Annotated in this window: 28 protein-coding genes and 1 tRNA gene; 7 read left to right on the top strand and 22 right to left on the bottom strand. The window is 70.5% G+C overall.

From position 1 onward, the window contains the following. Positions 1–26: 26 nt before the first annotated feature. Genes M3185_RS12005 through M3185_RS11995 form a run of 3 tightly spaced genes read right to left on the bottom strand, consistent with a single transcriptional unit; the run spans position 27 to position 1,650 of the window. Positions 27–950, bottom strand: coding sequence for an NUDIX hydrolase (locus M3185_RS12005; protein ID WP_251333916.1), 924 nt, complete (start codon positions 948–950; stop codon positions 27–29). Then, entirely contained in the window at positions 934–1,419 is a 486-nt protein-coding gene (locus M3185_RS12000) for a RidA family protein (protein WP_251333915.1), read from the bottom strand. Before M3185_RS12000 ends, M3185_RS12005 begins: the two co-directional genes overlap by 17 nt. A 36-nt stretch (positions 1,420–1,455) precedes the next feature. Further along, entirely contained in the window at positions 1,456–1,650 is a 195-nt protein-coding gene (locus M3185_RS11995; protein WP_251333914.1) for a DUF4177 domain-containing protein, read from the bottom strand. A gap of 92 nt (positions 1,651–1,742) precedes the next feature. On the opposite strand from M3185_RS11995, the gene M3185_RS11990 reads away from it, so the two are divergent. Together M3185_RS11990 and M3185_RS11985 are read left to right on the top strand one after the other, a co-directional pair. Beyond that, positions 1,743–3,902: a transglycosylase domain-containing protein gene (locus M3185_RS11990; protein ID WP_251333913.1), complete on the top strand. Its 2,160-nt coding sequence runs from the start codon at positions 1,743–1,745 to the stop codon at positions 3,900–3,902. A gap of 12 nt (positions 3,903–3,914) precedes the next feature. Next, complete coding sequence (locus M3185_RS11985; RefSeq protein ID WP_374238504.1) at positions 3,915–4,832, top strand: metallophosphoesterase; 918 nt, start codon at positions 3,915–3,917, stop codon at positions 4,830–4,832. Positions 4,833–4,862: 30 nt separating this feature from the next. Here the strand turns inward: M3185_RS11985 and M3185_RS11980 are convergent, their stop codons facing one another. Together M3185_RS11980 and M3185_RS11975 are read right to left on the bottom strand one after the other, a co-directional pair. Next, positions 4,863–5,450 (bottom strand): RBBP9/YdeN family alpha/beta hydrolase, encoded by a 588-nt coding sequence (locus M3185_RS11980; protein WP_251333912.1) that lies wholly within the window; start codon positions 5,448–5,450, stop codon positions 4,863–4,865. Further along, entirely contained in the window at positions 5,447–5,605 is a 159-nt protein-coding gene (locus M3185_RS11975; RefSeq protein WP_251333911.1) for a hypothetical protein, read from the bottom strand. The genes M3185_RS11980 and M3185_RS11975 overlap by 4 nt, the downstream gene beginning before the upstream one ends. A 153-nt stretch (positions 5,606–5,758) precedes the next feature. Here M3185_RS11975 and M3185_RS11970 point away from each other — a divergent pair, with 153 nt between their 5' ends. Genes M3185_RS11970 through M3185_RS11960 form a run of 3 tightly spaced genes read left to right on the top strand, consistent with a single transcriptional unit; the run spans position 5,759 to position 7,694 of the window. Next, a complete protein-coding gene (locus M3185_RS11970; protein WP_251333910.1) occupies positions 5,759–6,235 on the top strand; it encodes a MarR family winged helix-turn-helix transcriptional regulator in 477 nt (158 codons plus the stop codon). A gap of 5 nt (positions 6,236–6,240) precedes the next feature. Next, complete coding sequence (locus M3185_RS11965) at positions 6,241–6,663, top strand: organic hydroperoxide resistance protein (protein ID WP_251333909.1); 423 nt, start codon at positions 6,241–6,243, stop codon at positions 6,661–6,663. After that, on the top strand, positions 6,663–7,694 hold the full coding sequence (locus tag M3185_RS11960; protein WP_251333908.1) for an NADP-dependent oxidoreductase: 1,032 nt from the start codon (positions 6,663–6,665) through the stop codon (positions 7,692–7,694). Before M3185_RS11965 ends, M3185_RS11960 begins: the two co-directional genes overlap by 1 nt. Here the strand turns inward: M3185_RS11960 and M3185_RS11955 are convergent. From M3185_RS11955 to M3185_RS11940, 4 genes are all read right to left on the bottom strand, one after another. Further along, positions 7,684–8,382, bottom strand: coding sequence for a haloacid dehalogenase type II (locus M3185_RS11955; RefSeq protein ID WP_251333907.1), 699 nt, complete (start codon positions 8,380–8,382; stop codon positions 7,684–7,686). The two genes, M3185_RS11960 and M3185_RS11955, sit on opposite strands and share 11 nt — an antisense overlap. A gap of 126 nt (positions 8,383–8,508) precedes the next feature. Continuing rightward, on the bottom strand, positions 8,509–9,198 hold the full coding sequence (locus tag M3185_RS11950) for an HAD family hydrolase (protein WP_251333906.1): 690 nt from the start codon (positions 9,196–9,198) through the stop codon (positions 8,509–8,511). 32 nt (positions 9,199–9,230) lie between these two features. Then, a complete protein-coding gene (locus M3185_RS11945) occupies positions 9,231–10,427 on the bottom strand; it encodes a M28 family peptidase (RefSeq protein ID WP_251333905.1) in 1,197 nt (398 codons plus the stop codon). Positions 10,428–10,606: 179 nt separating this feature from the next. Continuing rightward, complete coding sequence (locus M3185_RS11940; RefSeq protein WP_251333904.1) at positions 10,607–12,196, bottom strand: M20/M25/M40 family metallo-hydrolase; 1,590 nt, start codon at positions 12,194–12,196, stop codon at positions 10,607–10,609. 256 nt (positions 12,197–12,452) lie between these two features. Here M3185_RS11940 and M3185_RS11935 point away from each other — a divergent pair. After that, a tRNA-Pro gene (locus M3185_RS11935) sits at positions 12,453–12,529 on the top strand. Between the two features lie 75 nt (positions 12,530–12,604). Here M3185_RS11935 and M3185_RS11930 read toward each other — a convergent pair. From M3185_RS11930 to M3185_RS11870, 13 genes are all read right to left on the bottom strand, one after another. Continuing rightward, positions 12,605–13,279, bottom strand: a complete 675-nt coding sequence (locus tag M3185_RS11930) for a hypothetical protein (RefSeq protein ID WP_251333903.1) — start codon at positions 13,277–13,279, stop codon at positions 12,605–12,607. 68 nt (positions 13,280–13,347) lie between these two features. Next, a complete protein-coding gene (locus M3185_RS11925) occupies positions 13,348–14,847 on the bottom strand; it encodes a hypothetical protein (RefSeq protein WP_251333902.1) in 1,500 nt (499 codons plus the stop codon). A 155-nt stretch (positions 14,848–15,002) separates the two neighbouring features. Further along, the gene (locus M3185_RS11920; protein ID WP_251333901.1) at positions 15,003–15,596 is read right to left on the bottom strand and encodes a class F sortase; all 594 of its coding nucleotides are present in this window, start codon (positions 15,594–15,596) and stop codon (positions 15,003–15,005) included. A gap of 187 nt (positions 15,597–15,783) precedes the next feature. Beyond that, positions 15,784–16,665 carry a type II secretion system F family protein gene (locus M3185_RS11915; protein ID WP_251333900.1) on the bottom strand — a complete coding sequence of 294 codons (882 nt, stop codon included), beginning with the start codon at positions 16,663–16,665 and terminating at the stop codon, positions 15,784–15,786. 35 nt (positions 16,666–16,700) lie between these two features. Beyond that, the gene (locus M3185_RS11910; protein ID WP_251333899.1) at positions 16,701–17,486 is read right to left on the bottom strand and encodes a type II secretion system F family protein; all 786 of its coding nucleotides are present in this window, start codon (positions 17,484–17,486) and stop codon (positions 16,701–16,703) included. A gap of 161 nt (positions 17,487–17,647) precedes the next feature. Continuing rightward, on the bottom strand, positions 17,648–19,183 hold the full coding sequence (locus M3185_RS11905; RefSeq protein ID WP_374238503.1) for a CpaF family protein: 1,536 nt from the start codon (positions 19,181–19,183) through the stop codon (positions 17,648–17,650). After that, a complete protein-coding gene (locus M3185_RS11900; RefSeq protein ID WP_251333898.1) occupies positions 19,180–20,397 on the bottom strand; it encodes an AAA family ATPase in 1,218 nt (405 codons plus the stop codon). The genes M3185_RS11905 and M3185_RS11900 overlap by 4 nt, the downstream gene beginning before the upstream one ends. Then, complete coding sequence (gene cpaB, locus M3185_RS11895) at positions 20,394–21,137, bottom strand: Flp pilus assembly protein CpaB (protein WP_251333897.1); 744 nt, start codon at positions 21,135–21,137, stop codon at positions 20,394–20,396. Before cpaB ends, M3185_RS11900 begins: the two co-directional genes overlap by 4 nt. 45 nt (positions 21,138–21,182) lie before the next feature. Next, complete coding sequence (locus M3185_RS11890; RefSeq protein ID WP_251333896.1) at positions 21,183–22,199, bottom strand: TadE/TadG family type IV pilus assembly protein; 1,017 nt, start codon at positions 22,197–22,199, stop codon at positions 21,183–21,185. Next, the gene (locus M3185_RS11885; protein ID WP_251333895.1) at positions 22,187–22,576 is read right to left on the bottom strand and encodes a TadE/TadG family type IV pilus assembly protein; all 390 of its coding nucleotides are present in this window, start codon (positions 22,574–22,576) and stop codon (positions 22,187–22,189) included. Before M3185_RS11885 ends, M3185_RS11890 begins: the two co-directional genes overlap by 13 nt. An 80-nt stretch (positions 22,577–22,656) precedes the next feature. Then, positions 22,657–22,860, bottom strand: coding sequence for a Flp family type IVb pilin (locus tag M3185_RS11880; RefSeq protein ID WP_251333894.1), 204 nt, complete (start codon positions 22,858–22,860; stop codon positions 22,657–22,659). A 242-nt stretch (positions 22,861–23,102) separates the two neighbouring features. Continuing rightward, positions 23,103–23,759, bottom strand: coding sequence for a prepilin peptidase (locus M3185_RS11875; protein WP_251333893.1), 657 nt, complete (start codon positions 23,757–23,759; stop codon positions 23,103–23,105). Between the two features lie 289 nt (positions 23,760–24,048). Then, positions 24,049–25,242 carry a glycosyltransferase gene (locus M3185_RS11870; RefSeq protein WP_251333892.1) on the bottom strand — a complete coding sequence of 398 codons (1,194 nt, stop codon included), beginning with the start codon at positions 25,240–25,242 and terminating at the stop codon, positions 24,049–24,051. Positions 25,243–25,465: 223 nt separating this feature from the next. Between M3185_RS11870 and M3185_RS11865 the strand changes: the two genes are divergently transcribed. Then, positions 25,466–26,251, top strand: a complete 786-nt coding sequence (locus M3185_RS11865; RefSeq protein ID WP_251333891.1) for a VOC family protein — start codon at positions 25,466–25,468, stop codon at positions 26,249–26,251. Positions 26,252–26,327: the final 76 nt, after the last annotated feature.

Below are 26,327 nucleotides of genomic sequence, written 5' to 3'. Positions count from 1 at the left end.
TGCGGCGCGGCCGCGGTGCGGGCGGCTCAGGAGAGGTCGATGCGCAGCACGGGCTGCCCGTCGCGCACCTCGAGCACCGGGTTGCGCAGCGCGACCGTCCGCTTCCGGGCCAGGAAGGCGATCGCCGAGGAGCACTCGGCGATCGACTCGAGCACGCACTGGACCCCCGGGGAGACGAGGTCCGCGAGCCGGCGGCCCGCGGTGTCCTCCTGGCCGACGAGGTCCCCGAGCCACGTGCCGCCGGGCTCGGCGGTCGCCTGCCCGGCGTCCACCCAGCGCCCCCAGATGCCCCTGGACTCGAGCAGGGACGCGGCCTGCCCGTCCGGGACCACTGCGGCGAAGTAGTGGATGTCGTAGCGGCGGTGGACGAAGTCGGAGGTCACCCAGTGCGCGAGGGGCCGGAGCAGGTCGGAGCGCAGCAGGAGCCGGCGACGGCCCAGCACCTGGGCGAGGGACACGTCCCCCAGCGCCAGCGCCTCGCGCGAGCGCATCCACTCGGCGCCCTCCACGGACTCGACCGTGCTCATCGGGTCGGCCCCGGCCAGCAGCACCCCGGTCTCCTCGAAGGCCTCGCGGGCGGCGGCGACCACGGCGCGGCGGGCGCGGCCGACGTCGTCGGTGCCCAGCCTGCGGGCCCACTCGACCGGGGTCGGCCCGGCCCAGTCGAGCGGGTCGTCGTCGTGGGCCTCCACGTTCCCGCCCGGGAAGCCGATGGTGCCCAGCGGGGACGTGCCCGGGCGGTAGGTCAGCAGGGTCTCGACGCCGCGCTCCCCGTCCCGGACGAACACCACCGCCGCCGCCGGGGCGGGCGTGCTGCTCGGGATCCCGGCGCCGCGCTCGAGCCACGCCTGCGCGGCCTCGCGGTGGCGCTCCGGCACCTCGAAGTACCGCACGACCGGCGGGCGGCCGGTGCCCGAGGTCCGCTCGGGGTGCTCAGCTGAACTCGGCAACCAGCTCCACCTCGACCGGGGAGTCGAGCGGCAGGACCGCCACGCCGACGGCGGAGCGCGCGTGCACGCCCGCGTCGCCGAAGATCCGGCCCAGCAGCTCGGAGGCGCCGTTGACCACGCCGGGCTGGCCCGTGAAGGCCGGGTCGGAGGCGACGAAGCCGACGACCTTGACGATGCGGACCACCCGGTCCAGGTCGCCGATGCGGTCCTTGACGGCCGCCACGGCGTTGAGCGCGGCACGGGCGGCGAGCTCGTGCGCCGTCTCCGGGGAGACGCTCCCCTCCGCGCCGTCGGCGGAGACCTTGCCGGTGGCGGGCAGCGCCCCGTCCACGAACGGGAGCTGGCCCGAGGTGTGCACCCACGAGCCGGTGACCACGGCGGGCACGTAGGCGGCCACGGGGGCCGCCACGGGCGGGAGCTCGAGGCCGAGCTCGGCGAGGCGGGATTCGACGGTGGAGCCGTTGCTCATGAAGTCCTCCGGGATCTCTGCGCGGTCCGGTCCGCGTCAGTTCGTGGGCCGCTTGAAGTAGGCGATGGGGTTGGTCTGGACGGGTGCGTTCATGTTGCCCGCGGGCACGTCGGCGGGGGTCGAGCCGGGCAGGACGGTGACGAGCTCCCAGCCGTCCTGGCCCCAGTTGTCGAGGATCTGCTTGGTCGCGTGGATCATCAGCGGCACGGTGGCGTATTCCCAGGTAGTCATGCGCCCAGCGTAGCCACCAGCGGCGGGGCGCGCGGCACCCGTGACCGTCCCCACATCAGGGTCCACCACGGTTGCGCTTGTAGACTGCACCAATGGCTTCCCGCAAGAACTCTGCCTCGCAGGCACCGTCGGCCCTCGGCAACGTCGTGGCGTTCATCGCCACCAGCATCGTCGCCGGCATCGTGGCCGCCGGTCTCCTGGTGCCCCCCGCAGCAGCCACGGGCCTCGCCGCCAACGCCTCGATCGGGTGGTTCAAGGACCTCCCGGCGCAGATGGAGACCGGGCCGATGTCCCGGGCCTCCACGCTCGTCGCCCGCGACGGGACCGAGATCGCGTCCTTCTACGCGCAGAACCGCACGCCCGTCCCGCTCCAGGAGATCTCCCCCCACATGGTGGACGCGCTGCTGTCCATCGAGGACCGGGACTTCTACGAGCACGGCGGGGTGAACCTCAAGGGCATCATCCGGGCGCTGGGCAACAACATCATCCGCCCGGACGCCCGCCAGGGCGCCTCGACGATCACGCAGCAGTACGTGAACAACCTCATCATCGACGCCCAGGACCGGGCCGGCGAGGAGGCGTCCACGCTGGGTGCCAACAAGGGCTACGCGGACAAGATCAAGGAGATCAAGCTCGCGCTGTCCATGGAGCAGGAGCTGTCCAAGGAGCAGATCCTGGAGGGCTACCTCAACATGGTGCTCTTCGGCGGGCAGAACTACGGCGTGGAGGCCGCCGCCCAGTACTACTGGGGCATCCCCGCCTCCGAGCTGACGATCTCCCAGTCGGCGGTCCTGGCCGGGATGGTCCAGTCGCCCAACTACTACGACCCCGCCGCGAACCCCGCCGCCGCCACGGAGCGGCGCAACGTCGTGCTGGACACCATGCTCCTCACCGGGTCCATCACCCAGGCGGAGCACGACGCCGCGGTCGCCGAGCCGGTCGAGGTGGACCTGCACCCCACGAACTCCGGGTGCTCGGCCGCCGAGATGGCCCCGTACTTCTGCGACTACGTCGAGAACGCCATCCTCCAGGACTCCGCCTTCGGCGAGACCCCCGAGGAGCGGCTCATGACCCTCCAGCGCGGCGGGCTGACGATCACCAGCACCCTCGACGCCGACGCCCAGCGCACGGCCGAGGAGGAGGTCAACCGCACGCAGCCGCGGGACGAGAACCCGGACAAGGTCTCCACCGCGCTGGTCTCCCTCGAGCCCTCCAACGGCGACATCGTGGCCATGGCGCAGAACACCTACTACTCCACGGGCGAGGGCGACTCCAACACCACGTACAACTTCAACGTGGACTCGTGGATGGGCGGCGCCGGCGGCTTCCAGGTCGGCTCGACCTACAAGCCGCTGACCCTGGCCACGTGGATCGACGACGGCAAGGGCGTCAAGGACGTCGTCGACGCCTCCCAGACCCGGTGGCCCGCGGACTACCGGTGGGACGCCTCCTGCCTCGAGGGCGGCTACAAGATCGAGCCCGGGGACAACTCCCAGGGCTACGAGATCCAGAACGCCTCCCCCGGCTACACCCGGTCCATGCCCGTGGACTACGGCATCTACAACTCCATCAACACCGCGATCTACGCGATGGCGGAGGAGATGGACCTGTGCCACATCGGGGAGATCTCCCAGGCGCTGGGCATCGTCAACGGCAAGACCGGCGACCCGGTGGACACCACCGTGCTCTCCGCGCTGCTCGGCGGCTCGGTGGACATCTCCCCCATGACGATGGCCCGCGCCTACTCGGCGTTCGCCAACCGCGGTGAGATGTGCGAGCCCCGGGCCCTGGCGAAGGTCGTGGACTACACCGGCAAGGAGTACGACATCCCCGGGACCTCCTGCGAGCAGGTCATCAGCAAGGACGTGGCCGACGGCGTGAACTACGCCCTGGAGCAGGTGCTCGTGCGCGGCTCCGGCTACAAGCGCGGCATCGGCCTGCCCGGGGCCTCCGCGGCGAAGACCGGCACCACCGACAACTCCACGCAGACCTGGATGGTCGGCTACACCCGCGGCCTGGCCACGGCGTCGTGGGTCGGCAACTACGAGTTCGGCTCCCGGTCCCTCAACGGGCTGTCCATCGGCGGCCAGCGCGGCGGCTCGGACACCGAGTGGGTGGACGGCTCCACCTACGCCGGCGCCCAGTGGCAGCGGTTCATGGAGGACATCGCCCGCGACTACGACACGGAGGACTTCGAGAAGCCCTCCGAGCGGGTGCTCGAGGGCCGCAACGGCAGCACGGCCATCGGCTAGGTGGCGGCCTCCGTGAGCCCCCGGCACGCGCCCGGAGGGGCCGGCCTGCTGCGCGCGGCCGCCGCCACGGCCGGGGCTGGCGCCGCCGCGGCGGCGGGCCTCGGCGCGTGGGGCGTCCTCGTCGAGCGCCGGCGCTTCCAGCTGCGCACGGAACGGCTGCGGCTGCTGCCCGAGGGCAGTGCGCCGCTGCGGATCCTGCACCTGTCCGACCTGCACGTGTGGCCGGGGCAGCGCTCGGTGCGGGAGTTCGTGCACTCGCTGGCCGGGCTCCAGCCGGACCTCGTGGTGGACACCGGCGACAACCTCTCCCACCTGGACGCGCTGCCCTGGCTGCTGGAGATCCTCGAGCCGCTGCTCCGCTTCCCCGGCGCCTACGTGCCCGGGTCCAACTGCTACTTCGCGCCGCGGCTGAAGAACCCCGTGCGCTACCTGTGGCGGGACACCTCCGGGGAGTCCCGCGACGAGGCGCCCCGCCTGCCCACGCAGGCCATGCACGACGCCTTCGACGCCGCCGGCTGGACCCCGCTGATCAACCGGGCCGCCCGGCTCGAGGTCGCCGGGCGGGTGCTGGACCTCTCGGGCGTGGACGACCCGCACCTGGGCTACGACGAGCACCCGGGGTTCGTGGACCCGGCCACGGCGGACCTGCGGATCGGGGTGGCCCACGCCCCGTACCTGCGCACCCTGGACCGCTTCGCCGAGGACGGCGCCCAGCTCGTGCTGGCCGGCCACACCCACGGCGGCCAGGTCTGCCTGCCCGGCGGGCGGGCGCTGGTGAGCAACTGCGACCTCGAGCCCGCCCGCTGCAAGGGGCTGATCACCCAGCGCGGCGTCCCGGTCAACGTCTCCGCCGGGCTGGGCACCTCCCGCTTCGCGCCGATCCGGCTGTTCTGCCCGCCCGAGGCCGTCCTGCTCACGCTCACCGACTGAGCGCCCGCCCCGGCTCGGGGCCGGCGCAGCTCAGGACCCGGCGGGTCGGGTGAGGGCGTCGAGCACGACGGGCAGGCGGCTCACGCCGTCGGAGCCGCAGAAGTGCCCCGCGCCGGGCACGACCCGCAGCTCGGCCCCGAGCCGGGCGGCGAGCTCCTCGGTGGCCGCGGCCGGCACGGTGGGGTCCTCGTCGGAGCGCAGCACCAGGCGGTGGCGCGTGTTCGCGCGCACCGCCGCGAGGTCCACGTCCTCGGCGAGGAAGTCGTCGAGCAGCGGGACGCTCTCGAGCCGGCCCGTGAACCCGGCGACGAGCACGATCCCCCCGAGCGTCCACGGCTGCGGCAGCCGGGCGAGGTGGCGCAGCACCGTGATGCACCCCAGGCTGTGGCCGACCAGGTGCGTGTGCTCGTCCACCCCGCCCACGGCCCGCCCCACCGCGTCGAGCCACGCCCCGGCCTCCGGGAAGGACGGCTCCGGCAGCTCCACGAGCACGACCTGCACGCCCCGGGCCGCGAGGCGCTCGCGCAGCCAGGGGAACCAGTGGCTGTCCGGGGCGGCGTCGTAGCCGTGCACGACGGCGACCCGCCGGACCGGTGCGGCCGGGACGGGAGCGGTCATCCGCTGATCTCGGGCACCGCCACGATCACCCGGTGGTTCGTCCTGTCGCACAGGTACATCTCGACGGTGCCCTCCGGCACCGGCCCGCCCTCGGGCCACTGGTCCTCGGGGATCTGCCGCAGGGGGCCGCCGCAGGACGGGCAGATGGGGTCCATGGTCGTCTCCTCGGTCGGTGGGGGCCTCCGGGTGCTCGGAGCCCGTGGCCCGAGCATCCCGCAGATCGCCCCGGGACACAATCCCCGCCTCCCGGGCCACCGCCGGCGACCACTTGTATTGTGCACAACTGGGTTGTGTGCGACAGTACTGGCATGGATCCCGACCTCCGGCTCGACGAGCAGCTGTGCTTCGCCCTGTACGCGGCCTCCCGCGCCACGACCTCGGCGTACCGCGAGCTGCTGGCCGAGCTCGGGCTGACCTATCCGCAGTACCTGGTCCTGCTCGCCCTGTGGGAGCAGGACGGGCCGACCGTCTCCGCCCTCGGCGCGCGCCTGCACCTCGACAGCGGGACGCTGTCCCCCCTCCTGAAGCGGATGGCGGACGGCGGCCTGCTCGAGCGCCGCCGGGACCGGGCCGACGAGCGGCGGGTCACCGTCCACCTCACGGAGGCCGGCACGCGGCTGCGCGAGCGCGCACCGCAGGTGCAGCGCCGCGTGCTGGAGTCCGCGGGGCTGACTCCCGAGGAGATCGCCACGCTGCGCCGCCTCGCCCGCAAGATCAGCGCCTCCACCCGCACCACCACCACATCCACCGGCCCCGCCCCCACCCCCATCCCCACCGAGGAGTAAGCCCCATGCAGACCGTCTACACCGCCGAAGCGCTCGCCACGGGCGCCGGCCGCAACGGCCGCGCCCGCACCACGGACGGGCGGGTGGACCTCGCCCTGGCCGTGCCCCGGGAGATGGGCGGCTCCGGCGACGGCGCCAACCCCGAGCAGCTGTTCGCCGCCGGCTACGCCGCGTGCTTCCACTCCGCCCTGCAGATGGTGGCGCGGCAGCAGAAGGTGGAGCTGGGCGACTCCAGCGTCGGCGCCCGCGTGGGCATCGGCCCCGACGGCCAGGGCGGGTTCGGCCTCGAGGTCGCCCTCGAGGTCGTCATCCCGGATCTGGACCCGCGGACCGCCGCGGACCTCGCCGAGCAGGCCCACCGGGTCTGCCCCTACTCGAACGCGACCCGCGGCAACGTCGAGGTCGTCCTGACCGTCGTGGAGGACTGATGAGCGCCCCGGAGAACACTCCCCCCGGCACCCCCCGGAGCACCCGCCAGATCGTCCTGGCCTCCCGCCCGCAGGGCTGGCCCACCCCCGAGAACTTCCGGCTCGAGCAGGCGGATCTCCCCGAGCTCCTGCCCGGGCAGGTCCTCGTGGCCAACCGGTGGATGTCCGTGGACCCCTACATGCGCGGACGGATGAACGACGTGAAGTCCTACGTCCCGCCGTTCCAGGTGGACCGGCCCCTCGAGGGCGGGGCCGTGGGCGAGGTCGTCGCCTCGGCCAGCCCCGACGTCGCCGTGGGGCGGACGGTCCTGCACGGCGCCGGGTGGCGCGAGCACGCGGTGCTCGACGCCGGCTCCGTCACCGTCGTCGACCCGGCCCTGGCCCCGGGCTCCGCCTGGCTCGGCGCTTTGGGCATGCCCGGCCTCACCGCCTACGCCGGTCTCATGGCCGCGGCCCGGTTCCGGCCGGGGGACGTCGTGTTCGTCTCCGGCGCCGCCGGGGCCGTGGGCTCCCTCGTCGGGCAGATCGCCCGGCTCAGCGGCGCCGCGCGCGTCATCGGCAGCGCGGGCTCGCCCGCGAAGGTCGCGCGCCTGCTGGAGCTCGGCTTCGACGCCGCCTTCGACTACCACGACGGGCCAGTGCTCGAGCAGCTGCGGGCGGCGGCGCCGGAGGGCATCGACGTGTACTTCGACAACGTGGGCGGCGACCACCTCGAGGCCGCCATCGACGTGCTCACCACCGGCGGGCGGGTGTGCCTGTGCGGGGCGATCGCCCAGTACAACGCGACGGAGCCGCCGGCGGCCCCGCGCAACCTGGCCCTGGCGATCGGCAAGCTGCTGAGCCTGCAGGGCTTCCTGGTGGGCGCCCACCAGGACCTGGCGCCCGAGTTCCGCGAGAAGATGACTGGCTGGCTGGCCGCCGGGCGGATCGTCCGGGACGAGACCGTGCGCGAGGGCCTCGACGAGGCCCCGCAGGCCTTCATCGACCTGCTGGCCGGGGCGAACACGGGGAAGATGGTCGTCAGGCTCTAGGGCCGTCCGCGCCGCCGGCGAGCCGGGCCGCGAGCTGGACGAGGTCGCAGACCCGCAGGTCCGGGGTGCGCGCGTACTGCGGATAGGGTGCGCCGTGGCGGTCGATCCACGCGGTGTGCATCCCGGCCCGGGCGGCGCCGTGCAGGTCCCACGGGTTCGCCGCGACCATGAGGGCCCGCTCCAGCGGGACGCCCCAGACGCCGCTCGCCCAGGCGTAGGACTCCGGGGCGGGCTTCCAGCAGGGGGCGTCGTCGACGGAGAGCACGTGCTCGAAGTGCTGGCGCACTCCCCCGCGCTCGAGCAGGCCCTCCGAGGTGGCCTCGGAGCCGTTGGTCAGGGCCGTGAGCCGGAAGCCCGCCCCGGCCAGGACCTCGATGCCGGGGGCGACGTCCGGGTGGACGGGCAGGCGCTGCATGCCTTCCCGGATGTGGTCCACCGCCTCGTCCACGTCCCGGTCGGGCGCCTGGACGGCGAACAGCGAGCGCGCCACGGCGTCGCCCAGGGCCGCGAAGGGCCGTGACTCCCCGTGGACGGCGAGCGCGAACCCCTCCCGCAGCACGGCCGCGAACCAGGTCTGCGCGAGCGGGCCCGGCAGCCCCAGCTCCTCGAACGTGCCGTGCATCGGGCGCATGTCGGACAGCGTCTCGTTGACGTCGAAGACGAGGACGGGCTTGTCGTCGGAGGTCATGGCGGCTCCCCCTTCCGGGCGCGATAGCTCAGAGGATACGACCGGGCGGCGGGCCCTCCCCGACCGCGGCGTAACGAAACGGTCGGCAGCCCGTCGGCGGCGCGGGCCGTCCCGTGGCCGCCGGGGTCAGCCGTCGGCGAGGAGGCGGGCGAGCGGGCTGTTCCCGAAGTCCTCGAGCAGGTCCTGCGGGTCGGCGTAGACGGCGACCGCCCCGGCCTCGCGCAGCTCCGCGTCACTGATCCCGCCGCTGCCCAGGCACACGGTGTCCAGGCCGAGCTTGCGCGCGGACACGACGTCCCAGCGGGCGTCCCCGACCACGATCGCGTTCTCCGGGCGCAGGTCCCCGGCCTCGAGCGCCGCGGCGAAGATGTCCGGGGCGGGCTTGCTCTCGTCGGCGTCGGTGGCGGTCGTGACGGCCGTGAGGATCTCGTCGGAGCCCAGCACCTCGCGCATGGCCGCCACCTCGGTCGCGTTCGACGACGACGCGAGCACGACCACCAGCCCCTCGTCGGCGCAGCGGCGCAGCAGCTCGGCCGCACCGCGGGTGGGCTTGAGCCCCGCCCAGTGCACGGAGAACAGGGTGCCGTGGGCCTTGCCGATGGCGTCGTCCTCGCTCCTGTCGCGGTCGGCCGGCAGCAGCTCGTCCACCAGCTGCTCGGTGCCCATCCCGATCAGCCGGTGGATCCGGTGCATCGGGACGTCGTAGCCCTTCTCGTTGAAGGCGTGCCACCAGGCGACGGTGTGCAGGTAGCTGGAGTCGATGAGGGTTCCGTCGACGTCGAAGAGTACGCCGCGGCGGGTTCCGGTCGCAGTCATGCGCCCCAGCATGGCACTGATAAGACTGCTGATCAATCAGGTCCTCGCTGAGGATGCCCGGCGGTCCTGCCGTCCCGCCGCACGGCCCCCGCAGTGGCGAGGGCCACGGCGCCCACCGCGAGGACGCCCGCGGCGAAGGGGGCGAGAGCCCCCGGCAGGTCCCCCGGCGCTCCGGTCGCCGGCAGCCCGGGGGTCCCGGTGCCGTGGGCGGACGTCGCGTAGCGCAGCACGACGGCCGCCGCGGCGTCGCTCATCTGCTCGAATCCCTGGAGGTCGATGTTGGCCAGGTCGTCGCAGGAGCGGTGGTAGCACGCGTCGTGGGGCTCCTCGGCCCGCCCCCCGAAGCGGTCGGCGTCGCGCTCGCTCATGAGCTCGTCGGCCCCGGTGTAGAGCCCGCCGGAGGGGATTCCGGCGTCGACGAAGGCCGCGTAGTCGCTGCCGTCGTCGAACTCGGTCCTCCCCACCTCCAGCCCCACGGAGTCGAAGTACTCGTGGAACGCGTCCTCGATCTCCCGGGATCCGGCCGGGGCGCCGGAGCCGTCGTAGACGAAGCGGCCGTAGTTGGGTGAGCCGATCATGTCGAAGTTCAGGTACAGCGAGATGTCCTCCAGTGCTGCCGGGTCGTTCCCGGCGAGGTCGTCCACGTAGTGCTGGGAGCCCAGCAGGTCGATCTCCTCGGCGCCCCACCAGGCGAAGCGCACGGCGTTCTGGAGCTCCGTGCCGGCCAGAGCCTCGGCCACGGCGAGGATGCCTGCGGCGCCGGAGGCGTTGTCGTTGATCCCCGGTCCCTCCGGGACGCTGTCGAGGTGCGCGCCGACCACGACGGTGCTCGCCGGGTCCCCCGAGCCGGTGTCCGCGAGAACGTTGTAGGACTCGCGCTGCTCCGAGTGGTCGAAGTGGTCGTCGTGGTCGGAGTAGGGGGTTTGGAACAACTGGACCTGTGGGTCGTAGCCCGCCTCGCGCAGCTTCTCCACCACGTACTCGACGCTGGCACGGTATCCCTCGGTGCCGTCCGCGCGGTTCCCGCCGTGGGCCTGCGCGATGTCCTCGAAGGCCTGCAGATGCTTCTGCAGCGCGGCGGCGGAGACCGCCTCGGTGATCTTCTGCGTGGCGTCCCCGGTGTCGTCGGCGCCCGTGGCGGCACCCGTGGCGGCGCCGGTGACCGCCAGCGACAGGGCAGCGGCCAGGGCCGCTGACACCAGCCAGAGGCTGGACTTGTACCGGACCATGCGACATCCTCGGGCCGATGCTGCGCCGGCCGCGCCCGGAGCCCGGACCCGACGACGATGTCCGCTCAGGACACCACTCCCCCCGCACGGCGTCAACAGGCGACACCCACATGTCCGGGCTGGAGGGCACTGTGGGGTCGGGCCTTCCCGCGTCGGGCCGGGCCTGGTCCGGGAGAAGGTCAGGAGCCGGCGTGCTCGTGAGCCCGGGAGCCCATCCCCTGCCCCTGGTCCCGGGTGCCCGCGTCCCCGGTCGCGTCCTGGTCCGGCGCGGCGACCCCGTCCTCGAGCTCCTGCACGGACGTGGCGAAGCGGAGCACGACGGCGGCGGCCGCATCGGTCATCTCCTCCAGGCCCTGGGCGTTGACGTTGCTGACGTCGTCGCAGGGCAGGTGGTAGCAGAAGTCGTAGGCGATGCCGGCCCGCCCGCCGAACAGGGCCGCCTGCTCCACGGTCTTGATCCCCTCGGCGCCGGTGAACAGCCCCCCGGCGGGGACGCCCTCGGCGATGAACGGGCCGTAGTCGCTGCGGCCGCTGAACTCGGTCTCGCCCGAGGCCAGGCCCACGGAGCCGAAGTGCTCGTGGAACGCGGCCTCAATGGCCGCGGACCCGGCCGGCGCGGTGACCGTGCCACCCTCCGGGGTCGGGACGGGCGGGAAGGCGGAGTGGTCGCCGTCGTAGACGAAGCGGCCGTAGTTCGGGGAGCCGATCATGTCGAAGTTCAGGTACAGCGCGACGTCCTCCAGCGCCGCGGGGTCTCCGGCCTTGAGCCCGGCGACGTAGTGCTTGGAGCCGAGCAGCCCGGACTCCTCCGCGCCCCACCAGGCGAAGCGGACCCGGTTCGCGGTCTGCTCCCCGGCCAGGGCCTCGGCGATGGCGAGGATGCCCGCGGAGCCCGTGCCGTTGTCGTTGATCCCCGGCCCCTCCGGCACGCTGTCCAGGTGCGCCCCGACCATGACGGTGTTCTCCGGGCTGCCCGTGCCGGTCTCGGCGAGCACGTTGTACGTGGTGCGGGACTCGGAGACCGTCTGCGCCGCCACGGTCACCTCGCTGCCGCCCAGCAGCGCCGTGCCCGCCGCGTAGCTGAGGCCGACCACGGGGATCGACACCAGCCCGGGCTCACCGAGGGTGCCGGCGACGACGCCCTCCTCCTCCGGCAGGCCCGTGTTGAAGATCAGGACCGCACTGGCCCCGGCGGCCTGGGCGTTGGCGGCCTTCTGCGCGAACGAGCAGGTGCCGCGCTGCAGGAGGGCGATGCTGCCCGCGGTAAAGGCCGCGAAGTCCTCTGCCTCGCACCCGCTCGTGCCGGCGATCCGCTCGCCGGTGGTGTCCACGGCCTGCACGGGCGCGGTGACCGTGCCGGAGCCGGAGAAGACCATGACGGCCGCCTCCTCGGTCGAGAGCCTTCGGGGAATGCCCCCGGCACCAGGCACCGTGACCGTCGTCGGCACGGCCTCGGCGAAGTACGGGAAGTCGAAGGCCTGGATCTGCGGGGCGTAGCCGGCGGCCCGCAGCCGGCCGACCACGTAGTCGACGCTGGCCCGGTAGCCCGGGGTGCCCGAGGCGCGGGTGCCGGCGTTGGCGGTTGTGACCGCCTGGAGCACCTTGAGGTGGGCCGTCACCTGCTCCGCGGAGACCGCTTGGGTGATCGCGGTGCCGCTCGGCCCGGCCCCTTTCTCCGGGGCGGGCGCGGCGACGGCACCCGGGGCGGCGAGCGCCAGGGCGCCCGCCAGGGCCGTGGCGGCGGCCCGTCGGCTGGTGTGGTGGGACATGGGTCCTCCCGGGGCAGGGGCCGATCGGGGGCTCGACCGTGAGCGGTCCTCGAGCACCGGTTGATGCGGTGACATGCACAGAGTCCCACCTGACCAGGGGGGACGCAACGGTTCCGGCGGTTTTGGGAAGGGGAACGGCCCCGCCGGGACGAGCGGAGCCGGAGGTGCGACACGGTGGCGGGGCGCCGATTTCGCACCCGTGCGGGCGGACCGCTATGATGGAGCAGTTGTTTCCGGCAGGACGCCGGAGGCTTCACGGGATGTGGCGCAGCTTGGTAGCGCGCGTCGTTCGGGACGACGAGGTCGCAGGTTCAAATCCTGTCATCCCGACCAGCAGCAGAAGGCCCCCGGACCGAATCGGTCCGGGGGCCTTCTGTCGTCCCAGGTCGCCGTCGATCGCGAACGGGGCTACTTCCGAGCCGAGGAGAAGATCAGTTTCTCCTGCCCGCCTTGGAGAAATCGGTCGGCCAGCTCCCAGTCCGCCCGGGTGAGCTGCTCGGTCAGGTCGTCGGTGACCAGTGGCCGGTCACTGCTCTGCCGGCTCAGCTCCTCCTCCAGCGCCCGTTGCAGGAGATCGGGTGCGATGGGGCCGTCCTCACCGGTCAGCTCGGGGGCGGAGAGGTCGTCGAGCATGCACTGCCCCTCGCAGGTGACGACGACCGACACGCGGGCCTCGAGAGTGGTCGACGTGGTCGTGGTGGTGCTGGACGAGGTCCGCTCGGTGGCCTGGACCGGGAGGTCGCCACCGATCGCGCCGGACCCAGCGACAGGCGCCGGCACGGGGATCTGCACCACCGCGCCTTCCGGCACTGAGGGCTGTGCCGGCGCACCCAGCTCGGCAGTGCCGCCCTGGGCACCGGCCACGGCCGCCTCCGAGGACGCGGCCGTGGGGGACGGCGACGGCGTCGCCGAGGGGCTGGACGACGCCTCGGGCGACGGGCTCTTGGTCGGCGTCGCCGTCGTGAACGGGGGCAGTGGGCTGTAGACGTGCGAGGGCGTCGCCTCGGCGGTGGCGCCGCCGCACCCCGTCAGCGTCACGAGGGTGAGGGCGGCAGCAACTGCGGCTCGAGTCTGGCGGACCATGGGGATCTCCCGAAGTACTGAAGGTGGAAGGGGCGGCGAATGCCGGCCGTGGCCGGCCGATGAAAATCTCACGAGACCGTCGCATGCTTCGCGCGGCCCGAGGGCGTCCGGCGGCGCAGAGCCCAGGATCCGAGTCCGGCAGCCACCGCCATCACGGCGAGGAGCACCGGGGCGCCGGCGCTCCGGGCACCCGCCGGCTGCGAAGCGCCCATACCGGTGTCAGCCATGACCACGTCCGCATAGGCCGCGCCCCCTGCACCCAGGCTCGTGGTGGTCTCGGTGACGACTTCGGTGTGCGTGCTGGTCTGCTCCTCGAACAGGACGAAGGCCTCCAGAGACGTCGTGACCTTCTGCCCGGTCTCGTTCTCGCTCACTGTCCACGGAAGGCCGGTGCCGTCATCGGGATCTCCGTCCGTGACCGGCCCAGTGGGCCCTTCGACAACGGGTCGGACGGACCGGTCCGCGCCCGATCCGGCAGTTTCGTCGACGTCGGACTCAGCGCCTCCGTCGGCGCCCGGTCCGGCCGTTTCGTCGGCGCCGTCGGCGTGCTGGTCCGTTCCCTCATCGGCCGGCGTGCTGGTGTTCTTGCCATCAGGAGCGGGCGTCTGGCCGTCGCGGACGTCGTCGCCCGGCCTGGCGGACTCGGTGATCGCGAAGGCGGCGTCCGCCGACCAGGTGACCGTGCGGTCCTGGCCGGCGATGAACAGGTCGCGGTGCTCGTCGTCGGCCAGGACGACCAGCTCGGTCGAGGGCATGGTCGCCGCCAGTTCGGCGGTGATCCTCCCGACGGTTGCCCCCTCATCCACGACCAGTTCCAGTTCCTGCTCCCGCGGCCCGCCGGTGATGTGCTGCGTCGCCGTCCCGTCGGCGAACGTGACCGGTCCCTCCAGCGTCACGGTGACCTCCTCGTAGATCTCCGGCAGCTGGACGGTCAGGTGCGTGGGGCGGCCGGTGGCGTCGACGACGATGTCGGTGCGGTAGCTGTCCCGCGGAGCGAGGAAGGCGACGGTGGCGCGCGCCTCCTCGAGCATGACCTCGGCGCGCTCCAGATGGGCCCGCTGCAGCCCGGACCGCTCCGGTGCCGGGCTGTCCGCCGTGGCCAGGGACCGCACCGCCCAGTGCACGGCCAGGGCTTCGTCGGCGTCCTCGGTCGCGCCGAAGACCGAGAGGATGTAGCCGGCCAGGGCGGCCTTCTCCGGCTCCCAGTACACAGGGTGATCGCCGACCTTCTCCCCTACCACGTCCCGCCATCCACCCTCAGGGTCGTCGAGGGGCTCGGCCACCGTGTAGTCCTCGTCGTCGAGGACGAGTTCCTCGGCCGGGGCCAAGGGCTGGTCCTCGTTGATGCCGTAGGCGGTGTCCCCGTTGCTCAGCGTCACCCGGTGGAAGTAGTGGTCGGCGCCGGTGGCCGGAGTGCCGACCGGCATCTCCGTGGCGTAGGCCTCGATCGCCACGGGGGCGGCCAGCGCCGGGAGCGCGGTGACGAGCGTGCCGGTCACCGTGGTGGTTCCGGCAAGCACCGCGAGGGCCAGGGGCCGGGCGCGGTGGGCACGGGCGGAGCAGGACATGGGGGTACTCCTTTGAAGGATGGGGAGGCCGGTGGGCAGGCGGAGAGCACGTCGGCATTAACTAATGTAATTGCATGGAGGATTCGCCGTCCTGAAAAGAGGCAGTGCTACGGCCGATGTGCCCATAAGGGTGGACGAGCCGCAGCGCCACGGCGTCATGGAACGGAAGCGGTCTCCGGGTCCAGGGCGAGGTCGACGATCAGGTTGTTCGTGTACGACCACGTCGGGGACCCGTCGGGCTGGACGTAGTCGCCGGAGCAGGTGATCAGGGACAGCCCCGGCTCCCCGGTCAGTGCGAAGACGTCCATCGGCGGCTCTGTCCGCGGAGTCGGCTCTCGCACCGCGACCACCGTGTAGGAGTGCACGTTCCCGGTGCCGTCGGAGATCCACAGCTTCTGTCCCGGCTGCGCGGTGTAGAGCGTGCCCAGGGCGGGGGCGGAGTACGGGTAGTCCACGTGTCCGGCCAGCACGGTGTTGCCCTCCTCCGCGCCGATCGGGGCGGAGGCGGAGTACCAGCCGATGGCCGCGTGGTCCTCGCGCGTGGGCACCGCCAGGTTCCCGGACTCGTCCGTTCCGACCGCTTCCAGCATGGCGTCGATGCCGAGGGAGGGGGAGCAGACGCGAGCGCGGGTCTGCAGGTTGCCGCAGGTCTCGGGGCCTCGCACTGCGCTGTGAGCGCCAGGGTCACCGGCTGCTCGGGCGTCGTCGGGCGGGAGCGAGGAGACGCCCAGGGGGGCAGGAGCGCTCACCGCGCCGGGATCTTCGTGCTGGACGTCCCCGCTGAAGCCAGCAGCCGGGGAGTCGACCGTCCACTGGAACACCAGCAGGCCGGTGGCCGACAGCGAAACTGCAGCAAGGAGGGCCGGCAGCACAGGAACCCGACGGCCGACTGTGCGGAGCGCCGGTGAGGTCGCCGCAGTGCTTTTGAGTTTCATCTCACTGCATCATTTTCATTGCGTTGAGCACGGCGGGTCCGAGCACGGTGAGGAACAGGACCGGAAGGACGAACAGCATCAACGGAATGACGATCTTGGTGGGAATTTTCTGGGCGGCTTCCTCCGCCCGTTGACGTCGCTTGACGCGCATTTCGTCGGCTTGGGTGCGCAGGACCGTGGCGATGGAAATGCCGTAGGCATCGGCCTGGATCACTGCCCGCGTGAACTGCCGGAGATCCGGAACATCGGTCCGTTCTTCCAGGGCCAGATAGGCGTCGCGGCGGGGAATGCCCACCCTCATCTCCTGGAGGGTGCGCACGAGTTCTTCGGCCAGCGCCCCTTTGCCGCCGTGCCCAGCGCGATCCATCGCCGTTTCGAAGCCCAACCCGGCCTCGACGGCGATCATCATCTGGTCCAGGGTATCGGCCAGTTGAAGGCTGATCTCCTTCTGCCGCTCGATCCCGCGGGAGTGCAGCAACAAGTCCGGCACAAAGTAGGAAACCGGCACCATGACCACCGTGACGAGGACCATCATGTTGTTGAAGCCGCTCAGGAGCAGAAGCAGGAGCGACACCATGACAGCCGCCGCGAGGGCGTAAACCTTGTATGCCATCAGCCGGGCGATCGGCCAGTTCACAGGCCGTCCGGCTTTGGCGTAGAGCACTTCAAGACGCTCACGGCCTTTGGCCGTGGTGAACTGCCGGGCCCAGCCGAAGTCCGGGGCGTTGCGGATCTTCTCGGCCTCTGAGGGGGCGAAGCCGGCCTTGAGGTTCTGGCGTACCGCCCGGTCGCCGCCCCACCGGGCACCTACCGCGAGCCAGATGGCCAGAACGGCAGCACCGGTGAAGCAGATCAGGGCGAGTGCAAAAGTCATCGACGGCATCGGGAACGTCCTTCAGAGGCAAGAGAGGGAAGGCATCAGAAACGGATCTTGACGATTCTGGACATCCAGAACCCGCCGACGGCGAACATCAGCACGGCAATGACGATCAGGGCATACCCGACAAGACCATTGGTGACGAACTGGGAGATGTACTCGGGCGAGATGATCGAGAGAACGCCGGCGATCAGCACTGGGAGAGCCATGAGGATGTAGGCGGACATCTTCCCCTCGGCCGACAGCGTCTTGACCTGCCGCTTGATCTGGTTGCGTTCACGGATTGTGCCCGCGACCCGGTCGAGCACCTCGGCCAGGTCTCCACCGACCTCCCGGTGGATGCCGATGGCCTGGGCGACCCAGGAGAAGTCGTCGGAGTCCATCCGCTTGGCGGTCTGGTCCAGGGAGTCGTCGAGCTCCATGCCCAGGCGTGTCTCGTTGACCACCCGGGCGAGCTCTTCCGATGTCGGCGCTGGGGACTCGCGGGCAACCGCGTCGACGGCTCGCAGCAAGGAGTGGCCCGCCCGCAGAGAACCCGAGAAGAGCTGAAGGGTGTTGTCCAGCTGGTCGGCAAAGATGCGTTTGCGTCGCGTGGTCATCAGTCCGACGAGCAGTTTGGCCACCAGTGGCGCGGCGAGGAACAACAGCAGTCCCAGCATGATGCCGCCCACGAGGGCGCCCACAGCAGCGGCGGTCACTGCCGCCACCGCCACGAGCACCAGGAAGTCGGCCGGGGAGGACTTGATCCCAGCATTCTCCAGAGCGCCGGCCACCTTCCGCGTCCATCCGCGCCGTTCGAGGAATTCCGAGATCGCCTCGGTGGTCATCCCCGTGATCCGGGACAGTTGCGACGGGCTCTGGTCCCTCGCTGCGCGAGGGGGGCGTCGTCGGTCCATCGGCAAACGTGGGGTCCGGGAGCGGAAGACGATGAACAGACCGACGAGCCCGGCGAGCACGAGCAGGCCGAAACCTGACAACAAGGACGACATCAACGCCGCCCGGGGTCGAAGACGGACGGGTGCAGCTTGATGCCGTAGTCCTCGAACTTGTCCACGAAACGGGGACGGACCCCGGTGGACTTGGTCGTGCCGCGGAAACGGCCCGTGCGCGGATCCACTCCGGCGTCCCAGTCGAAGACGAAGGCGTCCTGCAGGGTGACGGTTTCACCCTCCATGCCCTGAACCTCGGTGATGTGGGTGACGCGGCGCGTGCCGTCGCGCAGGCGGGACAGCTGAACGACTACGTGGATCGCCGAGGCGATCTGCTCTCGCACCGCCTTCTGCGGCAGTTCCATGCCGGCCATCATGACGAGGGTCTCCAGTCGTGAGATGACGTCGCGGGGTGAGTTGGCGTGGATGGTGGACAAGGACCCGTCGTGGCCGGTGTTCATGGCCTGCAGCATGTCCAGGGCCTCGCCGCCGCGGCACTCACCGACCACGATCCGGTCGGGTCGCATCCGCAGCGAGTTCTTCAGCAGGTCGCGGATGGAGATCTCACCCTTACCCTCGATGTTGGCGGGGCGGGACTCCAGCTGAACCACATGCTCCTGCTGCAGCTGCAGCTCCACCGCGTCCTCGATCGTGACGATGCGCTCCCCCTGGGGGATGAAGGACGACATGACATTGAGCATCGTGGTCTTGCCGGTCCCCGTGCCGCCGGCGACCAGGATGTTCAAGTGCGCCTCCACGCACGCACGGAGCAGGTCCGCCATCTGCGGGGTGACAGATCCGAAGCGGATGAGGTCCTCGATGGTGAGCGGATCCTTGGCGAACTTCCGGATCGTCAGCGAGGAGCCCTTGACGGCCAGCGGCGGGATGATGGCGTTGACGCGGGAGCCGTCGGGCAGGCGTGCGTCGACCAGCGGCGAGGACTCGTCGATGCGGCGGCCCACCTGGGTGACGATCTTCTCGATAACGTTGCGGAGGTCCTGCTCGGAGGCGAAGGTCGACTCGGAGAGCGTGACTTTGCCCTTCTGTTCGACGAAGATTTGGTTGGGTCCGTTGACCATGATTTCGGTAACGGACTCGTCGTCCAGGAGTTCCTGGAGCGGTCCGTAGCCGAGCACGTCGTCGCTGACCGAGCGGATTAGGCGGACCCGCTCCTCGGAGGACATCGGCACCTTCTCCTCGGCGACGATGCGGGTGAGCTCCTTGGTGGCGAAGTCCTTTAAATCTTTTTCGGACAAACTGGAGTCCGACTGGCGAGAGCCGATGCGATCGAGCAGCTCCTGCTTGACACGCTGCTTGAGCGCGCCAAGAGCGTCGAACTTCCCGTGGGCGGCGCGTGTCTGCACGGCTTGCGGCTCAACTCGCATCGGCGCCCGCGCAGAAACGATGAGCGTCGGATCCTCGGCATGTTCCTCCGCAGCGGAATCGCTGAGGGCTTCGGCGGCTGCTTCCTCAAAGACGGCCGTGAGGTTCTCGAAAGTGCTCTCTCCCGAGGTGGGAAGCGGTTGGGATTCTACGGGAACAGCGTGGTCGGTGTTGTCACCGCGGGCGGCGGCGAGACGTTCTGCAAGCTTCATCGTGACACCAAGGCCTTCCGATGAATGCCCCTCCTGGGAGCGGGACGGTCGGGGTTGAAGGAGGCCACAAGGGCCTGCAGCTGCTTCGCAGCCTTGTCTTTGGGTGCGTGCATTAGAAGAGGTTCCCCACGGTTGGTGGCATAGGCGGCCATGCGAGAACGAGGGATCACATAATCCACAGGGGTTCTGATGGTGGCCTCGATGTCTTGAACGGTGAGCCCGGTGGAGCGGTCGGCGGCGTTGACGACGACCCTGACGTTCTCTGGGATCAGGGACAGCTCCCCGAGGAGGTCCATCTGCTTGCGCAGGCCGCGCACTCCAGGCACGTCCATGCCGGTGACGAACACCACGTCGGTGGCGGCTTCAAGGGCGGCGAGCGCGTGCTCGCCCATCCCCGGGGCGGTGTCGATGACGACGTACTGGAACTGCCCGGACAGTTGGTCGATGAGGCGGGTGACCTGAGCGGCACCCACCAGCTCACCTTCGGCTGGATTGGCCGGGGGGCACAGGGCATAGATGGAAGCTGGGTGGACGGTGAGGAACGTCTTGAGCACCAGGGCGTCGTCGACCGCCGGCCCCGTGACCGCCTCGGTCAAGGAGTGTTCGGGAGCCAGGCGCAGCGCTGCGGCCACGTCGCCGAACTGAACGTCCAGATCGACAATGACCGTGTTCATCGGAGCGATCCGGCCCAGGCCCACTGCCAGGTTGGTGGCAAGGGTGGTCTTGCCGACCCCGCCTTTAGGTGAGGTCACGACGACGACGCGGCTGTCGTCGCGCGGCCCGGTGAGGTCGCGGTAAGCGCCGTCGACGGACGGCATGGCCCGGCGACGGAACTCAGCGGCGTTGACCGCCCTGGTCACCAGGCTCAGGATCCCGTCGCCATCGGCGCCTAGGTCGAGCACATCGCGGAAGCCCGATCGCATGGCCGCAACTGCCAAGCCGGGGTCCCCCGGTGCGACCAGCACGAGGGAAACCTCTGGACGCCGGATGTCGAAGACCCCGGCCAAGCGCATCGCCTCGTGGAGATCCACCCCTGGGCCGAGCAGCACCACTGTGGGAAAGTCTCCGACGGAGCGACCCAAGAGTTCGTCCGGCGTAGAAGGCAGGGCGGTGTCGAAGACGGTTTGGATGTCACCCGGGATGCGGCCCTCAACGGCTGAGCGGAAATGTGCGTCATACTTCGGGTCGGCGGTGACCAGGAGGAATCGGCTCACTTGAAATCACCCCTGGTCGCACCGTCGTCGTTCCGCTCGGCGTCCTCGGACTCGAGGGACAGCCAGATGCGGCCGAATTCTGAGGCGTACACGACCTTCTCGGCAGTGTCAGCCTTGACCGCGAGCGTGATGAGCATCGAACCTTCCGGCACCGCGGGTGCCTCGTTGCCGGTTGCTGCCGTTTCCTCGGAGGAGGGGACGGTACTCGGGGCACCCTGCACGGAGGTGACCAGTACGTTGTGCAGGTCCTGCGTAGTCCTGGCCTCTTCTGTGCCTTCACCCTCGCCCTCGAAGGAGACGAAGACACCGACGGTGTCCCCGGCCGTGAGCTGGCCACCCACCACACGAGGGGCGTCGAGCTGGACGGTGATTTCCTGCATCCCCTTCGGCACCGGAACGGTCCCCGGTGCTTCCAAGGCCTGCGGGTCGACCAGGCGAGAACCCAGCAGCTGCTCACCCGGTTCGAGATCCACGCCGGCAACCTTGCCCTTGAAGTCCTCGAGGTCGGTGACAACGTCGTCGGGAACGATAACGGCCGGAACTGTCTGGAGCTCGACGAACTCACGGAGCTCCTCGACCGGGGTCCCCTGCGCGATGGGAGCGGTCACCAGGTAGACCTCGCGCGGCTGTTGGTTGTCCAGGGCGCGGGCGTCAGCGTTGCCGACATAATTGGTGATAAGCGCGAGGCCGGCGAGGGCCAGGACGGCCATCACCGCGCCGGCGATGATACGGATCTTCACGACAGTGTTGTCCTCAGGAGATGGGAGGTGGTGGAGCGGTGGCGGTCAGTCGATCAGCTCAACGGTGGCCAGGCCATTGGTGGGGGGCAGGGTGGGGTCGAGCTCGAATGAGTCGTCCAGAGTGACGTATTTGACAAAGCGGCCGTAGATGCCCTTGTTGCACTTGTCTGGACCGGTGCCGCAACCCGGGAAGTTGTGCTCCTGATTGCCGGTGAGCTTCCAGCCCTTGACCTCGAACGCCACCCACCCGGTCAGGCCGTACTCCGCATTGGCTCCCGTGCCGCTCACCGTGCCGTACACCGGAAACACGAGGGTGCTGCCTGTAGTTTTCTTCAGCAGTTCGTCCAAGACGTCCTGACAGCTCTTGGGGAAGTTGGCCCCTGTGTCGGCGAAGACCGTGCTTGGTGCGCCCACTGCCTTCTTGCAGGCTGGGTCGTTGTCACTTTTGGCCAGCTTGTACCAGCCAAATCCACCCGGCGAACCAGTGGCCGCACCGGCGCACGCCTGGGAGTTCTTGTTGTCCTGCATGCCGATGACCACGTCCACGCCGGTGAACTGAACCTCGCACTGGTCGAAGGCAATGGGCAGGAACGCGATGCCGGTCTTGACACCGCCCCACCGAACGTTCGACGCGGCGCCAACCGTTGCTGAGTCGATCCCGAGAAGGGGTGCGAAGGACAGTGCGAGAGCGCCGGCACCATTCTTCTCCCGCGTTTTCAGTTGCACGCGCACGGTCCGGGTGGCGGTGGATACCGAAGCCTCCGCGACGGCAGCTGCGCCGTCCTTGGCGTTGGCGTTGGCCAAGGCCTGTGCAGTGTCGGCCGGTGTACTGCAATTCGTTCGTCCAGCCGCACAGTCCTGGGCAATGGCAAGCGCAGCGGCATCGGCACCGGACTGAAGTTCCGCCCGCTCCTGATAGAGCATGCCGACGTCGATGGCGATGGCTGCGAACCCGAGCAGGACGACCAAGCTGAACGCAGTAATGACGGCCACCGCACCCCGTTCATTTTTCCGATCTTGCGCCGATCGAAGGCGTTCCAGACGAACGGTCAGCCGCCGCATTGCATGGCCGCCTTTCCTCGAAGCGTCATGGCACCGACAACTCCTGTGAGGGTGCCGTAGTCGTACGTGATGACGACGTCGATGGTGGGGTCCACCGAACAGGCAGCCGGCTTCGTGAAGGTCATCTTGGTCCCGTCCAGTGCGGGGGCTGCGGCCTTGCCGGCTGCTACCGCCGCAGCCCACGGGTCGGCCTCAGTGGCCGAAACAGTCTTGATCGCCATGGTGCGGGCGGTTTCCCGTGCCGCGTGGGTGAGACTGATCTGGACGTTGTAGGCCCGACCGAATTCGATGATGCCCAGCAGAATCAACAGCAGGAGCGGCACCACAAAGGCGAACTCAACGGCTACAGCTCCGCGCTCCGATTGCAATCTGCGCACGTGTGTCCTCGATCCTGGGATGTGTCGCGCCGTGGCACCCAGCGCAGGGCACCACGGCGCGATGGAATGAACCTGGTAGGTCAGCTGACCTTGATCTTGCTCGCGATGGTGGTGAGCAGGGTGTCGAGCTGACCGTCGAGAAGGAGCAGCGAGCTGAGGATGGCGACCGCGATGACCCCGACGATCAGGCCGTACTCGACGGCGGTGGCACCCTTCTGCTCACCCTTGAGGCGGTCGGCAGTGTTGGCGAAGAAGGTCTGGATGGTGATGAGCAGAGGCAGCATGATGTGTCCTTAGAAAAAGGGGGTAAGGAGATGGGTCGTCAGCTTTTGTCGGTGTTGCCTGTACTTGGCTCCCCGTACCGGGCTACTGACCTGTAAATGAGATTAGCTGTAGCAAAGACATATCAACAACCATTTCTTTGCATACACTTTGGGGGACGTTAAAAAAGGACGTAATGCCTGATCAGAGACTCATTCGTCTTCATGGATCCGGCCAGATGCTCCACTTGTCCCCCTAATTGTGGTCAGAACGCGCTGGTCCGCAGGTACTCCCGGACCAGCCGCTCCCCCCACACGACCGCCACGAGGGCGCCGGCCAGCATCGACGGCCCGAACGGCACGTCGCTGCGCAGCCCTCCGCGCCGGGACGCCAGGACGGCCAGCCCCGCCACCGCACCGAGCGCCGAGGCCAGCAGCGCACCGACGAACAGGACACCCCATCCCTGGTAGCCCAGGAACAGGCCGAGCACGGCCGCGAGCTTGACGTCACCCATGCCCAGGCCAGCCGGCGAGATCAGCGCCAGGACGAGGTAGAGCACGAAGAGCACGACAGCGCCCAGCACAGCACGCACCAGGGCACCCCAGGCGCCCTCAGCCGTGGCAGCACAGGTCAGGAGCAGGAAGCCGATGCCCAGTGAGGGGACCACCACGGCGTTGGGCAGGAGGTGGTGGCGCAGGTCGATCACCGTGAGCACGACCGCCACGGCGGCGAGGAACAGGTACGCCGGCAGCTGCCAGGAGACCCCGAAGAAGGTGACCATCAGCGTGAAGAGCGCCGTGGTCACGGCAGCCAGCAGCACGCGGGACGTCGGCTCCGCGCCTTCCGCTGCGGGGCTGTAGCGGTGCACCGCTGCGGGCAGGAGTGCCCCGACGAGAGCGCCGACGAGAGCGACGGCGACCATCAGCCAGAGTGGCACTGCGCCCGTAACGAGCTCCACGTGGTGTTCCCTCCGTCGGCGGGAGCCTCCAGGCACCCGGTGGGTCGACGCCCCTTGGGTCCATGGCATCGCATGGAACAGAGACTAGCGGCGGAGTCCACCGACGGTTTGGTGAGCACGCCGCCGGGCCTTGCGGAAAAAGCGAGTTGCGCACATCACAGAAATGTCCCGCGCAGGATTATGCCCTTCCAGCACGCAAATAGAACATAAAAAAGAAAATCGAACACAATCAGTATTCTGTGCGTTTCGGAATTCAGCAGGCGATCAGGACGTCCAGAGCCCTCTGCAGACCGTGCTCCTGCCGGATGGCCCGTCCGACGCCCTCCGCGCGGGGCCGGCGGGCGAGGGCGTCGGCGACAGCGGCCGTGAGCGCCGTCGTCGTCAGCGCCTTCTGCGGGATGGGCGCGGCCGCGAGGCCCCGCGCCCGCAGCTGCCGCCCCCAGAAGGGCTGGTCGGCGAGGAAGGGCACCACCACGGAGGGCACGCCCGCCCGTGCGACGGCGTGCACCGTGCCCGCCCCGCCGTGGTGGACGGCGAGCGCCGCGTGCGGGAGCACGGCGTCGAGCGGGACCGACGCCGCCGCGAGGACGTCCTCCCCCCGACCGTCGTCCGGCAGCGCGAGCCCGCCCCACCCGGTGAGCAACAGGGTCCGCAGCCCGTGCGCGCGGGCGCTCTGGAGGACCGCCCGCCCCCGCCCCACCGGGTCGCCGGCGACCATGGAGCCGAAGGTCGCCACCAGCAGCGGACCGCTGCGGACGAACTCCTCCACGGTCGGGTCGAGGTCGGGCACGGAGCCCTCCTCGCGCCAGGCCCCGGTCAGGTGCGCCGTGTCGGGCCAGTCCACCGGGCGCGGCAGCAGCTGCGGGCTGACGGCGACCAGGGAGGCCCGGGGTGCCGAGGCGGGAGACGGCGCTCGTCCGCCGGGCAGCTGCGCGCACGCCCGCTCGACGTCGCCCCGGAACATCCGGCCCGCCAGCGGCGCCGCCGCGTACGTCCACCGGTTGAACGAACCGAGGTCGCGGTTCACCACGCCCGGCGCGGGGAACTCGCGGGTGGGCGTGGCCACGGGGACGAGCTCGGCCCGCACGTGCGGCACCCCCAGGGCGTCCGCCACGGACGGTGCGGTGAGGACCTTGGGGTGGTGGACGACGAGCTCCGGACCGAAGGCGAGCGTCGCCCCCACCGCGGCGGAGAGCATCCTCCGCATCCCGGGCCCGACCTCGGTGCGGAAGTGGCGCACCGCCGTCCAGGGCGAGACCCCGTGCGCCTGGACCAGGGCCCGGAAGTCCACGTCGAGGCCCACGGCGTCGATCCCGGCGAGGTCCACCCCCGAGTTCTCCGGCACACCGAGCCGCACCTCGTGGCCCCGGGCGGAGGCGTGGCGGGCCAGCGCGGCGAACGGCTCCACGTCCCCGCGGGAGCCGGCGGTCAGCAGCATCATCCTCATGGCGGGGCTCCTTCTCGCGAGAACGACGTGGTGTACGCAGTACAGACCCGCCGGGCCACCGGTGCAACCGGTCGGCGACGACGCATTTCCGGGCACTTCCTTAGCGCGTCCGGGCCGGGTCCTAGCATCGGAGGTGTCGGAGGTCACAGCATGCGGCGGTGCGAGCAGCACGCCGCAGGCCTCTGTCAGGACCGTTCTCCACGCTCCCGGAAGGACCCGTCTCATGACCACGAACCCGAACCCCTGGCCCGCCGGCACGCCCTGCTGGGTGGACCTCATGGCCGGCGATCTGGAACGCACCCAGACCTTCTACCGGGACGTCCTGGGCTGGACGTTCACCAAGTCCCAGGCCGAGTACGGCGGGTACTGCAACGCGCTGGCCGGCGGGGAGGTCGTGGCCGGCCTCTCCCCCACCCCGGAGGGGATGGAGGCCGCCCCGCACGTGTGGTCCGTCTACCTGGCCACGAACGACATCGGCGCCGACGGCGCCAAGGCGGTCGAGGCCGGGGCCACGCCGGTGTTCGAGCCCATGGAGATCGGGCCCTTCGGGTCCATGGGGGTGTGGACCGACCCCACGGGGGCGGAGTTCCGGCTGTGGCAGTCCCACGAGCACACCGGCTTCAACCGCGTCGAGGAGCCCGGCGCGGTCGCCTGGTGCGATCTGATGACCGCGGATTCCGCCACGGCCCAGGACTTCTACCGTACGGTCTTCGGCTACACCTACCAGGACATCGGCGACGAGAACATGCCCTACGCCCTGTTCACCGTTCCCGGGGGCGAGCAGCCCGCCGGCGGGATCGGCGGGCCCGCCCCCGACGCCGGGGACGCCCAGCCCGGCTGGTCGGTCGCCTTCCAGGTGGAGGACGTCGACGCCGCCGCCGAGCGCGTCCGCCGGGCGGGGGGCTCGGTGAGCTCGGAGCCCTCCGACTTCGAGTACGGGCGGATGGCCGTGGTGGCCGGCCCTGACGGCGAGGTCTTCGTGGTCATGACCCCGGCGGAGACCATGTAGCGGAAGCGCCCCGCGCCGCGCCCCGCCACCCAAACCGTGGGCCGGCGCGGCGCCGCGCCGGCCCGGCCCCTCCGGG

The sequence above is a fragment of the Kocuria rosea genome, from assembly GCF_023715525.1.
In the GTDB taxonomy this organism is placed as follows: Bacteria; Actinomycetota; Actinomycetes; order Actinomycetales; family Micrococcaceae; genus Kocuria; species Kocuria rosea_A.
The sequence above is the reverse complement of the archived record's forward strand: the minus strand, read 5'-3'. Positions and strand labels throughout refer to the sequence as shown.

Coding starts and splice junctions, on each gene's coding strand:
- M3185_RS11880 (WP_251333894.1), bottom strand. CDS start 22,860: ATGCTGCCTCTGCTCATCACCATCCAGACCTTCTTCGCCAACACTGCC.
- M3185_RS12000 (WP_251333915.1), bottom strand. CDS start 1,419: ATGAGCAACGGCTCCACCGTCGAATCCCGCCTCGCCGAGCTCGGCCTC.
- M3185_RS11930 (WP_251333903.1), bottom strand. CDS start 13,279: ATGGTCCGCCAGACTCGAGCCGCAGTTGCTGCCGCCCTCACCCTCGTG.
- M3185_RS11870 (WP_251333892.1), bottom strand. CDS start 25,242: ATGAGGATGATGCTGCTGACCGCCGGCTCCCGCGGGGACGTGGAGCCG.
- M3185_RS11910 (WP_251333899.1), bottom strand. CDS start 17,486: ATGACCACCGAGGCGATCTCGGAATTCCTCGAACGGCGCGGATGGACG.
- M3185_RS11970 (WP_251333910.1), top strand. CDS start 5,759: ATGGATCCCGACCTCCGGCTCGACGAGCAGCTGTGCTTCGCCCTGTAC.
- M3185_RS11945 (WP_251333905.1), bottom strand. CDS start 10,427: ATGGTCCGGTACAAGTCCAGCCTCTGGCTGGTGTCAGCGGCCCTGGCC.
- M3185_RS11875 (WP_251333893.1), bottom strand. CDS start 23,759: ATGGTCGCCGTCGCTCTCGTCGGCGCTCTCGTCGGGGCACTCCTGCCC.
- M3185_RS11925 (WP_251333902.1), bottom strand. CDS start 14,847: ATGTCCTGCTCCGCCCGTGCCCACCGCGCCCGGCCCCTGGCCCTCGCG.
- M3185_RS11960 (WP_251333908.1), top strand. CDS start 6,663: ATGAGCGCCCCGGAGAACACTCCCCCCGGCACCCCCCGGAGCACCCGC.
- M3185_RS11980 (WP_251333912.1), bottom strand. CDS start 5,450: ATGACCGCTCCCGTCCCGGCCGCACCGGTCCGGCGGGTCGCCGTCGTG.
- M3185_RS11995 (WP_251333914.1), bottom strand. CDS start 1,650: ATGACTACCTGGGAATACGCCACCGTGCCGCTGATGATCCACGCGACC.
- M3185_RS11905 (WP_374238503.1), bottom strand. CDS start 19,183: ATGAAGCTTGCAGAACGTCTCGCCGCCGCCCGCGGTGACAACACCGAC.
- M3185_RS11950 (WP_251333906.1), bottom strand. CDS start 9,198: ATGACTGCGACCGGAACCCGCCGCGGCGTACTCTTCGACGTCGACGGA.
- M3185_RS11990 (WP_251333913.1), top strand. CDS start 1,743: ATGGCTTCCCGCAAGAACTCTGCCTCGCAGGCACCGTCGGCCCTCGGC.
- M3185_RS11890 (WP_251333896.1), bottom strand. CDS start 22,199: ATGCGGCGGCTGACCGTTCGTCTGGAACGCCTTCGATCGGCGCAAGAT.
- M3185_RS11955 (WP_251333907.1), bottom strand. CDS start 8,382: ATGACCTCCGACGACAAGCCCGTCCTCGTCTTCGACGTCAACGAGACG.
- M3185_RS11975 (WP_251333911.1), bottom strand. CDS start 5,605: ATGGACCCCATCTGCCCGTCCTGCGGCGGCCCCCTGCGGCAGATCCCC.
- M3185_RS11915 (WP_251333900.1), bottom strand. CDS start 16,665: ATGCCGTCGATGACTTTTGCACTCGCCCTGATCTGCTTCACCGGTGCT.
- M3185_RS11940 (WP_251333904.1), bottom strand. CDS start 12,196: ATGTCCCACCACACCAGCCGACGGGCCGCCGCCACGGCCCTGGCGGGC.
- M3185_RS11965 (WP_251333909.1), top strand. CDS start 6,241: ATGCAGACCGTCTACACCGCCGAAGCGCTCGCCACGGGCGCCGGCCGC.
- M3185_RS11865 (WP_251333891.1), top strand. CDS start 25,466: ATGACCACGAACCCGAACCCCTGGCCCGCCGGCACGCCCTGCTGGGTG.